Genomic DNA, 13,067 nt, shown 5'->3' with positions numbered 1-13,067 from the left:
GCCTGCGGCCTTACCCGGGCTACGGTCAGGCAAATTCACGGCGCCTCCTTCAGGTAACGGTCGTACCAGCGCAGGTTGCGCTGCATCCGGTCGCGCAGGTAGCTGGGCACGCTGAGCTGGTGGTTCTCGCCCGGATACAGCACCAGCTGCGTGGGCACGTCGCGCGCCCGCAGCGCCTGGTACATCTGCTCGGCGCCGAGGCATGGCACGTTGAAGTCTTCCTGCGCGCACTGGAACAGCGTCGGCGTCGTGATGCGATCGGCATGCAGGAACGGCCAGCTGGCGCGGTCGTACTGCTCGCGATCGCTCCAGGGCGCTCCCAGTTCGAGCGTGTATTCGCGCACGTACTGGTCGTGGCCGTACATCGCGTACATGTTCGAGGCGCCGGCGCCGCTGATCGCGGCCTTGAAGCGCGCATCGCGCGCGATCACCGCGTTGGTCAGGATCGCGCCGTAGCTCCAGCCGCCGATGCCCAGGCGCTGCGGATCGGCAATGCCGTTCGTCACCACGAAGTCGACGCCGGCCAGCACGTCCTGCGCGTCCAGGTGGCCCCAGTCGGCGTAGATCGCCTTCGCGAAGTCGAAGCCGCGCCCGGAACTGCCGCGCGGATTCACCGCCAGCACCGCGTAGCCGTTGGCCGCGTAGACCTGCCAGTCCAGCATGAATTCGTGACTGAACTGGTACACCGGGCCGCCGTGCACGCGCAGGATCGTCGGATAGCGCTTGCCCGGTTGGTAATCGACGGGCTTCACCAGCAGCCCTTCGATCGGCGTGCCGTCGGCGCTGCGGAAGGCGATGTCCTCGGCCGGCACGAGCGTGCGGTCGGCGAGGAATTCGTTGTGGTCGGCGAGCACGCGTAGCCCGCCGTCTTCCACGGCCGCGATGCGGTACGGATGCCGGTCGCCTTCGCCGAGCACGACGACGCGGTCGGGCGCACCTGGCGGATGCGCGACGGCGAGGTCGTAGTCGAAGCGGTTGCCGTGGGTGAGTTCGGTCACCCGGCCGTCGATGAGGTCGATGCGCGACAGATGAGTGACGCGGCTCTGCTCGATCAATGCATAGACGCTGCGGCCGTCGGCCGACCAGCGCGGCTTGTAGAAGCAGCGGTCGATCGGCGCCGGAACGGTTTCCTGCCCGGTGGCGATATCGACGATGGCGAGCTGCCACGGCGCGTAGTAGATCCACTTGTCCTCGCCGCTGCGCAGGTAGGCGATGCGTGTGCTGTCGGGACTCCACGCCGGTCGCGTTTCCCAGTACGGATCGAGGTCGGAGCCGGCGAATGTCGTCAGCTGGCGTTCGGTCGCGCCCGCGCGCGGCTCGACCAGGTAGATGTCGTAATTGAGGTGGCGATCGGGATCGTCGCCGCGCTTGGTGACGTAGGCGATGTGCTTGCCATCCGGCGACCACGCCGGCAGCAGTTCGTCGTGCGCACCGGAGGTGATCTGCTCGGTCTTGCCGCTCGCGATGTCGACCACGTAGAGATGCGTGCGGCGTGCGTCGAGATAGCCGGTGCCGTCTTCCTTGAACTGGTAGCGCGTGGTGACGATCGGCGGCGGGTTCTTCGGCTTCGGTGCCCCGGCCGGGCGTTCGGGATCGCGCACGATCACCGCGATGCGCTGGCCGTCGGGCGCCCAGACGAAATCGTCGACGCCGCTGGCAAAGGCGGTGATGCGCCGCGCGCTGCCGCCCTGCGCCGGCATCAGCCAGACCTGGCTGGTCGCGTCGTCGTCGTCCTCGTCGCCGCCCTTGCCGGGTGCCGCTTTTTCCGGTGCCGGCCCGTCGGACAGGAACGCGATCGCATGACCGTCCGGCGACCACTGCGGCCGCGATTCGCCGTGCTTCGGCGTGTGCGTGAGTTGCACGCGCTCACTGCCGTCGTAGCCGACACGCCACAGGTCGGTCTGCGCGAGGTCTTCCTCGGTGTTGACCGTGCTGACGCTGTAGACCAGCGCGCTGCCGTCGGGCGAGAGGTCGGGTTCGGCGAGATCGGCCAGGCGTGCCATGTCGTCGATGCCGAAGCGGGCCGGTGCCGCGTACGCGGGGGCCAGGAGCAGCAGCGTGGTGATCGCCGCGAGACAGTGTATTGCCGACGGTCGCATCGCTCAGTTCCCCTCCGCCTTGCCCTGGTAGATCGTGCGCGCCGCGCGCAGGTAGTCGAGCGTGTCGCGCTTTTCCTGCGCGGTGTTGTAGTCGTCGCGCGCATCGGCCGCGGCGATCAGCCGGTCCAGCCAGGCCACGAAGTACGCCGCATCGTCGCGCGCCGGTCGCGTTGCGCCCGGCAGTTCGATCCATACCGGATTGGTCGTCGCGTACGGGTACAGATCCAGCAGTTGCGGATCGGCGCCGTCGTTCCACGCGCGCAGCAGGATCCAGCCGCCTTCGCTGAGGTCGAGTCCGCCCTGCGCATCGAACGTGCGGCGATCGCCGGCCAGGTCGAAGCTGCGCAGCACGCGGCCGTTCTGCACGAGTTCGAGATGATCGACCGCGACCGGCGAGCGCAAGGCGATGCGATAGGACTGCCGGCCGGCCGATGACAGCGCCAGCGTATCGCCAGGCCTGCGTCCGCCGATCAGCAGGCCCAGCAGCGGGCCGTTGCTGACAAACGCGTGACCGCCTTTCAGCGGAGCGAGGATATTCGTCGGATCGGGCGTGTCCACCGCGGCATCTCCCAGATCGACGAACACGCGGTTCATCCCGACCGGTCCGCGCAGCGACGCGTAGTTCGCCATCGCATCGGTCCCGGCGCCGGCGGCGAGGCGATAGCCAAGGTTGAGCAGGCGATACCACACCGCCGCCGTGGCCTTGTGATCGGCGAAGCCGACGACTTCCAGATAATCGACCTTGGCGTGCGCCACGTCGGCCGGCAGCTGGTGCGTGAGCACCGCGTCCTGCGCCGGATCGGGCACGGTGTCGAACGGATGCACGTAGCCGACCACGCCGCCCTGCGCGTGCGCGAGATCGGCGATCACGCCGTTGTGCGGCCACGGACTGGCCAGCGCGGTGTGGCGGTAGGCGGCGAAATCGGGCGTGACCAGGTGGTCATGCAGGCCCAGCAGGCCCAGATGGCCCCAGTAGCTGGTGTGGAATTCCTGCGTGTGCGCGATGTTGCGCGGTGCGCCGGGGGCGCGGTCCGCGCCGAAGTACGCGATGTCGGGAACGCGTTCTTCCTTGTTGACGATCAGGTTCTCGACCACGTCGAGATCTTCTGCGCGCGCCTGCCAGGCGAGGTGTTCCGGCGTGTTGCGATAATGGCCGCCGTAGTTCATGTGCACGTGCAGGTCGGCGCTGGCGAAGCGGCCGAATTCCGGCGGCAATGCCTGCGACTGCAGGGCGACACGGACAGGTTGCGTCGCGCCCGGCTTCGCCTGCACGTCCTGCTGCCAGATCGCGTGGGCGAAGCCGTGCTGCACGGTGATCGTCGTGGTCCCGGCCGGTACATCCAGCGCGCAGCGGGCCTCGCAGTGGAAGTAATGCGTCTCCGTCGCCTGCTTCGCGCGATCGAAGCCGTCGTCGGCGTGCATCCAGGCGGACGCCGGGGCGTAGGCACGGTGATCGCTGCCTTGCACCGTCACGCGCGCCGGAACGGGCTGGCCGGTGCCGTCGGTGATCGTCAGTTCGATGCGCGTTGTCGGGTCGAGCGTGCGCCTTTGCTTTGCAACCACGAAACGACGTGCGCCGCCGATCACCTCGATCACTTCCAGCGCGGTGTTGCCGTCCGCGCCACCGTTGCCGATGTAGGCGATGCGTTGCCCGTCGGGCGACCAGCGCGCATTGCGGCGCTCGCTGTCGCCGAAGGTGAGCGGCAACGGCGCGGCGCCATCCAGCGTGGTGAGCCACAGCTGGTGCGCCTGCCGGCCGTGGTAGCTGGAAAACAGCACGCGCCTGCCGTCCGGCGCGAGTTCGGGACGCGCGCTCCAGCTGGTTTCCTCGCTGTGGATCCTGCGGCGCTGCATCGGGTCGCGCAGCGACACGCTCCAGATATCGCCGCTGCCCCAGGCCGTTTCCGGGTTGCCGACGAAGAGCAGGCGCTGCCCGTCGGGCGACCACGAGGGATTGATCGCGTGATCGACGGCCGAGTAGTAGTAGCGGTCCAGCGTGCTCCGACGCTCGCCGAGCACCGGGCGCGCGTTGTGCAGGCCGCTGGCGTCGATATCGGCGACGAACAGGTTGAAGTGGCCGGCCTTGATGCCGTGCGCTTCCTGCGTCGAGACCCAGGCGATGCGCTTTCCATCGGGTGACAGTCGTGGCTCGACGTTGACCGCGCCGTTCGCGGTGAGTTGTGTCGCGCGGCCGTCGGCGAGATCGAGCCACCACAGTTCCATCGCGTTGCCGTCGTAGCGGGTGAACACCACGCTGCGGCCGTCGCGCGCGACGTCGGGCTGGTAGTCGTATGCGCCCTTCGGGTGGGTCAGCTCAACCGCCTCGTCGTCGTCGATGCGCTGCCGCCACAGCGAGCCGGCCATGCTGTACACGAGCGATTCGCCATCCGGCAGGAAGCTCGCCGACGACGGTCCGGTGGTGAGCTGCGGCAGGTACAGCTCGCGCCAGTAGTAGCTGTGCGGCAGATCGACCTGCTTGAGCACGGGTTCGCGGCCGGCGGCGTGCGCAGTCGCTGCGCCCAGGCAGAACGCGAACACGCACGCGGCATGACGCAGCCCGGACAAGGCCGCAGGCCGCATCCGGGGATTTGCGCGGTCAGCGTTCATTTGCTTCTCCGCATGGTGTAGTTCAACGCGCGCTGCGGCGCGATGTGCGCCATTGTCGTGCCTACCTGGTCGCGGCGCGGTGCGCTTCGCTTACCCGGGCTACGACACCGGCGAGCGCTTCGTCGAGGCTGAGCCGCAGCAGTGCGACGCCTTCGTCGATCTCGTCGCGGGTGACGTTGAGCGGCGTCATGAAGCGCAGCGTGCTGGCCCCGCACGGCAACAGCAGCAGGCCGTTGTGGAACGCGCGGGTGATCACGCGGTCGCACAGCTCGCGGGCCGGCGTGCGTGCGGCGTCGGCTTCGACCAGTTCCATGCCGATCATCAGGCCCTTGCCGCGCACCTCGCCGATGCAGCCGTAGTCGCGGGCGAGTTCCTGCAGGCGCGCGACGAAGTGCGCACCGACCGCGGCGGCATTCGCGGCCATGCCGCCTTCGACCAGCTCCAGCGTCGCGTTGGCCGCCGCGCAGGCCAGCGGATTGCCGCCGTAGGTGTTGCCGTGCGCGCCGCGCTTCCACTGCGCCATCAGGCGGCGCTTCGCGACCATCGCGCCGATGGGCAGGCCCGAGCCCAGGCCTTTGGCAAGCGTCATGATGTCCGGGTGCACGCCCCAGTGCTCGCTGGCGAACAGGCGGCCGGTGCGGCCCACGCCCGATTGCACCTCGTCGAAGATCAGCAGGATGCCGTGCTCGTCGCACAGCGCGCGCAGCCCGGCAAGGAAGCCGTCGGGCGGCACCACGTAACCGCCTTCGCCCTGGATCGGTTCCACCAGGATCGCGGCAACCTCCGACGCGGGCACGTTGCGCTCGAACAGCATGCGGATGTAGTCGAGCACGGCCTCGCCCTGGTCCGCACCGGCGAACAGCGGCCGGTACGGATTGGGATAGGGCACGTGGGTCACGCCCGGCATCGTCGCGAAGAAGCCCTGCTGCTGCGTGTACTTGCTCGAGGTGAAGGCGAGCGAGCCCATCGTGCGGCCGTGGAAACCGCCGAGGAAGCCGATGAAGCGCGGGCGCCCGGTGACGTGGCGCGCGAGCTTGAGCGCGGCTTCCACCGCCTCGGTGCCGGACTGGCAGAAGAAGCTCATCGCCGGCTCGCCCATCGGCGCCAGCCGTGCGAGGCGCTCGCCGAGTGCGGTCATCTCCTCGTGCCAGTAGTCGCTGGAGATATGCAGGAAGCGGTCGGCCGCGTCCTTCACCGCCTGCACCACGCGCGGATGCGCATGACCGGTGCTGCACACGGCGATGCCGGCGGCGAAATCGAGGAAGCGGTTGCCGTCGACGTCCCACACTTGCGTGCCGCGGCCGTGCGACATCACGAACGGGTAGTCGCGCGGGTACGAGGGCGAGATCACGTCGGCATCGCGCGCGAGCATGGCGCGCGCCCTGGGGCCGGGCAGTTCGGTACGGATATGCGTGCGGGGCGAGACGGCGGCCATCAGGAGCGCTCGGTGGCGAGGTCGGTAACGGGTGTCCAGGCGGGCAGGCGGACCGGACGGGCATGGGCCTCGCGCGTGCGCGCCTTGAGCGCGCGCAGCGTGTCCAGTTCGAGCGCGGTCGGCGCGGCCAGGAGGTCGATGTCGTCGGCGAGCCGCAACGGCCAGCCGATGGCGGCGCGCGCTTCGTCGGCCGACGCGTCGGCGAACAGTGCGCTCAGCTGCAACTCCTCGGTGTCCGGATGCGGCGTGAGCACGCCAAAGTCGGTGATCACGGCGCGCGGCCCTGTACCGCGCAAACCGCTGCGCGCTCGCGCGCCGTGACCCTCGACGAAACCGGTGGTGGTGCGGAAATCCAGGCGCTCGACGCAACTGCGCGGCGAGGCCTTGAGCATGACGAAGGTCTGCTTCGCATGCGCGGCGATCTCGGGCGCGCCGCCCGCGCCGGGCAGGCGTGTCATCGGCAGTTCGTACGGGCCGATGACGGTGCTGTTGAGATTGCCGAAACGATCGATCTGCGCCGCGCCGAGGAAACCGACATCGACGCGTCCGGCCTGCAGGTAATACGCGAATACGTCCGGCAGCGACACGACGCAGGCGGCGGTATCGGCCAGTTCGCCGTCGCCGATCGACAGCGGCAGCACGTCGGGGCGCGTGCCGATCGTGCCCGACTCGTAGACCAGGACGATGTCCGGCGCGTGCGTCAGCCGCGCCAGGTTGCAGGCGGCGCTGGGCAGGCCGATGCCGACGAAGCAGACGCAGCGGTTCCACAGCATGCGTGCCGCGGTCACGGTCATCCATTCGTCGCGCGTGGCCACCGTGGCGAAGGCGCTGCTCATGCGGCCTTCTCCTGCAGGCTGGCGAGGAATCCGCGGTGGTCGGCGGTCTGCAGCACGTGCCGGTCCATCCAGGCGAGGAAGCCGGCGCGGTCGCGCGAGATCGCATCCCAGGCGCGATAGAAGGCGTTGTCGCGCGTGTAATGCCCGTGCGCGTACGAGGGATACGCGCCGCCGGGGCAGTGCGATACCGCGGTCACGATCCAGTGCGGCAGCACGATCGCATTCATCATCGGCGGCAGCCGGTCGACGATCTCCTCGACGGTCACCAGCAGCGTGCGCGCGGCGAGCGCGGCTTCGCGCTGCGCGCCGACGATGCCGTGCAGGGCGACGTTGCCTTCGCGGTCGGCGCGCTGCGCGTGCAGGATTGTCACATCGGGCCGCAGCGCGGGCACCGCGGCGAGCGTTTCGCCGGTGAACGGGCACGTCACCGTGCGGATGCGCGGATTCGCCTTCGCCAGGTCGTTGCCGAGATAGCCGCGCAGCGTGCCGAACGGCAGGTTGGCCGCGCCGGCGCAGTAGGCCGCGGCGATGCCGGCGTGGCTGTGTTCGTCCAGTTCCAGGGGCTGCGGCCACTGCTGCTCGACCGCATCGCGCAGGCGGTGCAGCGATCCGACGCCGGGATTGCCGCCCCACGAGAATGTCAGCTTGCGCGCGCAACCCATGCCGATCAGCTGGTCGTAGACCAGGTCGGGCGTGAGCCGGATCAGGTGCAGCTCGCGGCGATGCTGGCGGATCAGTTCATGGCCCGCTGCGAAGGGAATCAGGTGCGTGAAGCCTTCCAGCGCGACGCTCGCGCCGTCGGGGACGTGCGTCCGGATCGCCTCCGCGAGCGGCAGGAACTGCATCCTTACTCCACCACCGTGCGCGATTGCTCGCGCAGGTACTGCTGCAGGTAATAGAACGACGCGATCGCCTTGCCCGTCGAACCCGATCCCTTCCAGCCGCCGAAGGGCTGGTAACCCGGCCACGCGCCGGTGGTCGCGCCCTGCGGACGGTTGGCGTAGGTGACGCCCGCTTCGATGTGGTCCTGGAACCACGGCACTTCGTCCGGTGCGCCGTAGAAGCCGGCGGTGAGGCCCATGTCGGTGTCGTTGGCCCAGCGCATCGCCTCGCCGCGGTCGCGGTAACGGTGCAGCATCACGATCGGCAGGAACATCTCGTGCTTCCACAGCGGATGATCCAGGTCCGCTTCGGCCAGCACGGGCTCGACGTAGTAGCCGCGCGCGGCGTCGCCTTCGCGCAACTGTTTGCCGCCGCGCAGGAGTTTCGCCCCGCCGGCATTGAGGTTGGTCACGTAGCGCGCGTAGTTGTCGTAGGCCGCGGCGTTCACCACCGGACCGAGCCAGTGCTCGCGGCGGCGCGCGTCGCCGATGTTGATCGCGTCGATCTGTGCGTTGAGTTTTTCGATCAGCGCGTCGGCGACGGCTTCGTGCACGTACAGCCGCGACAGCGCCGAACACTTCTGCCCGCCCATGCCGAAGGCCGAGCGCGCGATGCCGGCGGCGGCGCGATCGAGGTCGGCGTGCTCGGTGACGATGCACGGATTCTTGCCGCCCATCTCGGCTATGCACGGACGCGGATAGGCACCGCCCGCCATCTGCTGCAGCAGGTTGCGGCCGACCGGCACCGAGCCGGTGAAGGTGATGCCGGCGGTGAGCGGGTGCCTGGCCAGCGCTTCGCCGGCTTCGCGGCCCGCGCCGGAGAGGTAGTTGAACGTGCCTCTCGGGAAGCCCGCATCGCGCAGCACCTCGGCGAGCAGACGCCCCGACCACGGCGTGTCGGTCGCCGACTTGAACACCACGGTGTTGCCGGTGACCAGCGCTGCGGCGACGGGGCCGCCGGCGAGCGCGAACGGGAAGTTGAACGGCGCGATCACCACCCACGCGCCGTAGGGACGCATCACGCTGCGATTGCGCGAGACCACACCGTCGATCGGATCGTTCGGCAGCGGGTGGTCGAAGCCATGGTGCTGCTCGAAGTCGTCGGCGTAGTGGTGGAAGAAGTCGACCGTTTCCTGCGCCTCGCCCAGCGCTTCCATCCGGTTCTTGCCGACTTCCAGGGTCAGCGCCGCGGCGATTTCGTACACGCGCTGCTGCATCAGGTCGCCGGCCTTGCGCAGCAGCGCCGCGCGTTCGGCGACGGGCATGGCGCGCCAGGCGGGAAATGCGGCGTGTGCGGCGCGCATCGCGGCGTCGACGTCCTGCGCATCGGCGAGCGGGAATTCGCCGAGCACGAGATCCGTATCGATCGGAGTGCGCTTTTCGCCCCACGCGGCGGGTTCGCGATCGGCGCCGTCGACGAACAGCGGATGGCGCTGGCCGAACGTCGCCTCGAGCTTCGCCAGCGCCGCCTCGAACTGCGTGTGCATCTCCGGCGGCGGGTTGAACATCGTGGCGTAGGTCAGGCGGAAGGTCATCGCATGCCTCCATTCATCGCGGTGGGTTCATTCGGAAAGAAGCGGGTCAGCAGCCGGTCGAGCAGGGCGAGCGCGTCGGACAGTTCGCGCTCGCCGATCACCAGCGGCGGCGCCAGCAGGATCAGGTTGCCGCGCACGGCCAGCGACACGCCTTCGGCCATCGCCGCGTCGACCAGCGCGCGCAGCGGCGCCGGCGTCTGCGGCCAGGGCGCGTGCGCGGCGCGCGTCACGGGATCGGCGACCAGTTCGAGCACGGCGAACAGGCCGTGGCCGCCGCGCACGTCGCCGAGCACCCGATGGCGTTGCTGCAGTTGCAGGAGCTGCGCGTGCAGCGCGGAACCAAGCGCACGCGAGCGCTCGATCAGGTTTTCGTCGGCATACGCCTGCAACGCCGCCACGCCCGCCGCGCAGGCGAGCGGATGGCCGCAGTAGGTCAGGCCGGCGTAGAGCATTTCGTGCTCGATGCGTTCGGCGACGTCGCGGCTCAGCACCACGGCGCCGAGCGGGACTGCGGCGCCGGTCAGGCCCTTCGCCAGCGTCATCAGGTCGGGACGACCGGCCTCGCCGTGGCGCTGCCACGCGAACCATTCGCCGCAGCGGCCGAACGCGCTCATCACCTCGTCCGCGATCAGCCACACGCCGCGGTCGGCGGTGTGGCGGCGCAGCGCCGGCCAGTAGCTGTCCGGCGGGACGATGCCGTTGGTACCGGCGTTGGGTTCCATCAACACCGCGGCGACGTTGTCCGCGCCGAGGCGGTCGATGTGGTCGGACACCGCATCGGCGGCGCGCCTGCCGCATTCGTCCGCATCGCGGCTGCCGAACGGGCAGCGGTACGCGTACGGCGGCGGGACGTGATGGACGCCGAACGCGGCCGGATCCACCTGCGCGCGCGTGCGGGTGTCGCCCGACAGCGCCATCGCCAGGTGCGTGGCGCCGTGGTACGAGCGATCGCGCGCGATGATCGCGCCGTGCGGCTTGCCCGCGGCCTGGCGCGCGATCTTCACCGCATTCTCGCTGGCGTCGGCGCCGCCCGTGGTGAAGAACACGCGCCCGCCTTCGAAGCCGGAGCGTTCCAGCAGCCGCTGGGCGAGGTCCGCGCGCGGCTGCGCGCCCCAGGCATTGGTGACGAAGCAAAGCTGCTCCGCCTGTGCGCGGATCGCGGCGACCAGACGCGGATGCTGGTGACCGAGGTTGCTGCACTCGGCGAGGCTGCTCAGATCGAGGATGCGGCGGCCATCGGCCAGGTGCAGCCACGCGCCTTCGCCGCCGGTCACGGTGGGGGCATTCCAGTCGGCCTGGACCGACCAGCTGTGCAGGACGCCATCGCGTTCCGACAGCGGCGCCTCCGTCGCCAGCATGACCGTGTCCCCCGATCGTCCCATGGCTGCTCCCTGTGCCTGGTTCCTGCGAACCGGCGGCTCGGCTACCGAAATGTGCGCATTGCGCACATCGTGTGCGTATTGCGCACCATGCTATGAACGCCTACTCTCGCCGTCAACTCGCATCGCCGTGCGTTCCCGCTGCACGCGCCGATGCCATCGGGGAACAACAGAAACGGCAGCAGACCGGCACGCATGGCAAAGAGATCAGCGGACAGCGCACGCTTCGAAGACAGCCGCGACTACGTGCAATCCATGGCGCGGGGCCTGGCGGTGCTGACCGCCTTCGATCGCGACCACGTCCGCCTCACCCTGGGCGAGATCGCCAGCCGCGCGAACCTGTCGCGGGCCGCGGCGCGCCGGCTGATCCTCACGCTGCAGCACCTGGGCTACGTGCGCGAAGCCGGGCGCAGCTACGTGCTGGGCCCGCGCGTGCTCGAACTCGGCTTCGGCTATCTCGGCTCGCTGAACCTCACCGACCTCGCGCAGCCGCTGATGGAAGACCTCGCGCGGCAGGTGCGGCAGAGCAGTTCGATGGCGGTGCTCGACGGCCAGTCGATCGTCTACGTGCTGCGCGTGCCCGGGCAGCGGGTGATGAGCGTGACGCTCGGCGTGGGTGCGCGGTTGCCGGCGTTCTGCGCGGCGATGGGGCGCGTGCTGCTGTCGGGGCTGACCCCGGCGGAATTCGACACCTGGCTCGGGGCCTGCGAGCCCCGGCGCCTGACGCCGCATACGGTGACCGAACCGGAACGCTTGCGCCGCATCGTCGACGACGTGCGCAACCAGGGTTACGCCTACGTGGAACAGGAGCTGGAACTGGGCCTGTGCTCGATCGCCGTGCCGATCCGCAACGCCGAAGGCCGGGTCGCCACCGCGATCAACGTCAGCATGCCGTACCAGCCGGATGTCGCGCGGCATGCGCTGGGCACGATCCTGCCGCCGCTGCAGCAGACCGCGGCGGCGATCGAGAGCTGCCTGCCGACCGGACGACTGGTGCCGGTCACCGCATGAACCACGGCGCCCGGCCGGTGTATCTCTGCGACGGGATACGCACGCCGTTCGGGCGCTATCGCGGTGGGCTGGCGGAGGTGCGGACGGACGATCTGGCCGCGCTGCCGTTGCGTCGCCTGCTCGAACGCAATCCGCAACTCGATCCAGGCGCCGTCGACGAAGCGATCCTCGGCTGCGCCAACCAGGCCGGCGAGGACAACCGCAATGTCGCGCGCATGGCCGTGCTGCTCGCCGGATTGCCGGTGTCGGTGCCCGCGCTGACCGTGAACCGCCTGTGCGCGTCGGGACTGGAAGCGGTCGGGCAGGGCGCGCGCGCGATCGCGCTGGGGGAAGCCGACGTCGTGCTCGCCGGCGGCGTGGAGAGCATGTCGCGTGCACCGTACGTGATGGGCAAGGCGGCGACGCCGTTCGATCGCGCGCAACAACTCGAAGACACCACGCTGGGCTGGCGCTTCGTCAATCCGCGCCTGCAGGCGGAGTACGGTGTGGATTCGATGAGTCAGACCGCGGAGCACCTCGCCTGCGAGCACGGCATCGCGCGCGCCGACCAGGATGCGTTCGCGCTGCGTTCGCAGCAGCGCGCCGCCGCGGCTATCGCCAGCGGGCGCTTCGCCACCGAGATCATGCCCGCGGGCACGCTCACCGCCGACGAGCAGCCGCGCGGCGATACCACCGCGCAGAAGCTGGCCGCGCTGCAACCGATCCTCGGCGAGGGCACCAGCATCACCGCGGGCAACGCGTCCGGACTCAACGACGGCGCCTGCGCGCTGCTGCTCGCCAGCGAGGACGCCATCGCGCGCTGGCGACTGACCCCGCGTGCGCGCGTGCTCGGTCTGGCCGCGGCCGGCGTGCCGCCGCGCACCATGGGCATCGGCCCGGTGCCCGCGATCGGCCTGCTGCTCGCGCGCCTGCAGCTCGCGCTGGACGACTTCGACGCGATCGAGATCAACGAGGCCTTCGCCGCGCAGGTGCTCGCCGTGACGCGCAGCCTCGGCCTTGCTGACGATGCCCGGCATGTCAACCGCAACGGCGGCGCGATCGCGCTGGGGCATCCGCTCGGCGCCAGCGGCGCGCGGCTCGCGTTGACGGCGATGCACGAGCTCGCTGCCGGCGCGAAGCAGCGCGCGCTGCTCGCGATGTGCGTGGGCGTCGGCCAGGGCGCGGCGCTGGCGCTGGAGGCGGTCCGGTGACGCGCGCGCTCCCGCCGCGGACGCCCGGCGAACGGCGCTGGCGGGGCTGCGCCGGATTTGGGATGCTTCGGGACAGATTCGGCAAACTGCGCTG

The 13,067-nt window shown here is 70.0% G+C and carries 9 protein-coding genes; 2 read left to right on the top strand and 7 right to left on the bottom strand.

Going from position 1 to position 13,067, the window contains the following annotated elements; all coding sequences use genetic code 11:
* Positions 1 to 35 precede the first annotated feature (35 nt).
* The 7 genes from ACFPN1_RS07165 to ACFPN1_RS07135 all read right to left on the bottom strand — a co-directional run bounded on the left by ACFPN1_RS07165 (position 36) and on the right by ACFPN1_RS07135 (position 10,775).
* Positions 36 to 2,099: a S9 family peptidase gene (locus ACFPN1_RS07165; protein ID WP_386754159.1), complete on the bottom strand. Its 2,064-nt coding sequence runs from the start codon at positions 2,097 to 2,099 to the stop codon at positions 36 to 38.
* Positions 2,100 to 2,102: 3 nt separating this feature from the next.
* On the bottom strand, positions 2,103 to 4,706 hold the full coding sequence (locus ACFPN1_RS07160) for a CehA/McbA family metallohydrolase (RefSeq protein ID WP_386754158.1): 2,604 nt from the start codon (positions 4,704 to 4,706) through the stop codon (positions 2,103 to 2,105).
* 61 nt (positions 4,707 to 4,767) lie between these two features.
* Positions 4,768 to 6,141, bottom strand: a complete 1,374-nt coding sequence (locus ACFPN1_RS07155) for an acetyl ornithine aminotransferase family protein (protein WP_386754157.1) — start codon at positions 6,139 to 6,141, stop codon at positions 4,768 to 4,770.
* A complete protein-coding gene (locus ACFPN1_RS07150; protein WP_386754156.1) occupies positions 6,141 to 6,977 on the bottom strand; it encodes a CoA-transferase subunit beta in 837 nt (278 codons plus the stop codon). Before ACFPN1_RS07150 ends, ACFPN1_RS07155 begins: the two co-directional genes overlap by 1 nt.
* Positions 6,974 to 7,822, bottom strand: coding sequence for a CoA transferase subunit A (locus ACFPN1_RS07145; protein WP_386754155.1), 849 nt, complete (start codon positions 7,820 to 7,822; stop codon positions 6,974 to 6,976). The genes ACFPN1_RS07150 and ACFPN1_RS07145 overlap by 4 nt, the downstream gene beginning before the upstream one ends.
* Positions 7,823 to 7,824: 2 nt before the next feature.
* Positions 7,825 to 9,393, bottom strand: coding sequence for an aldehyde dehydrogenase family protein (locus ACFPN1_RS07140; RefSeq protein ID WP_386754154.1), 1,569 nt, complete (start codon positions 9,391 to 9,393; stop codon positions 7,825 to 7,827).
* The gene (locus ACFPN1_RS07135; RefSeq protein ID WP_386754153.1) at positions 9,390 to 10,775 is read right to left on the bottom strand and encodes an aminotransferase family protein; all 1,386 of its coding nucleotides are present in this window, start codon (positions 10,773 to 10,775) and stop codon (positions 9,390 to 9,392) included. The genes ACFPN1_RS07140 and ACFPN1_RS07135 overlap by 4 nt, the downstream gene beginning before the upstream one ends.
* A gap of 192 nt (positions 10,776 to 10,967) precedes the next feature.
* On the opposite strand from ACFPN1_RS07135, the gene ACFPN1_RS07130 reads away from it, so the two are divergent.
* Together ACFPN1_RS07130 and pcaF are read left to right on the top strand one after the other, a co-directional pair.
* A complete protein-coding gene (locus ACFPN1_RS07130) occupies positions 10,968 to 11,783 on the top strand; it encodes an IclR family transcriptional regulator domain-containing protein (RefSeq protein WP_386754152.1) in 816 nt (271 codons plus the stop codon).
* Positions 11,780 to 12,973, top strand: coding sequence for a 3-oxoadipyl-CoA thiolase (gene pcaF, locus ACFPN1_RS07125; protein WP_386754151.1), 1,194 nt, complete (start codon positions 11,780 to 11,782; stop codon positions 12,971 to 12,973). The genes ACFPN1_RS07130 and pcaF overlap by 4 nt, the downstream gene beginning before the upstream one ends.
* The last annotated feature ends 94 nt before the right edge of the window (positions 12,974 to 13,067 follow it).

This window comes from Lysobacter yangpyeongensis (assembly GCF_042655745.1).
In the GTDB taxonomy this organism is placed as follows: Bacteria; Pseudomonadota; Gammaproteobacteria; order Xanthomonadales; family Xanthomonadaceae; genus Agrilutibacter; species Agrilutibacter yangpyeongensis.
The sequence above is the reverse complement of the archived record's forward strand: the minus strand, read 5'-3'. Positions and strand labels throughout refer to the sequence as shown.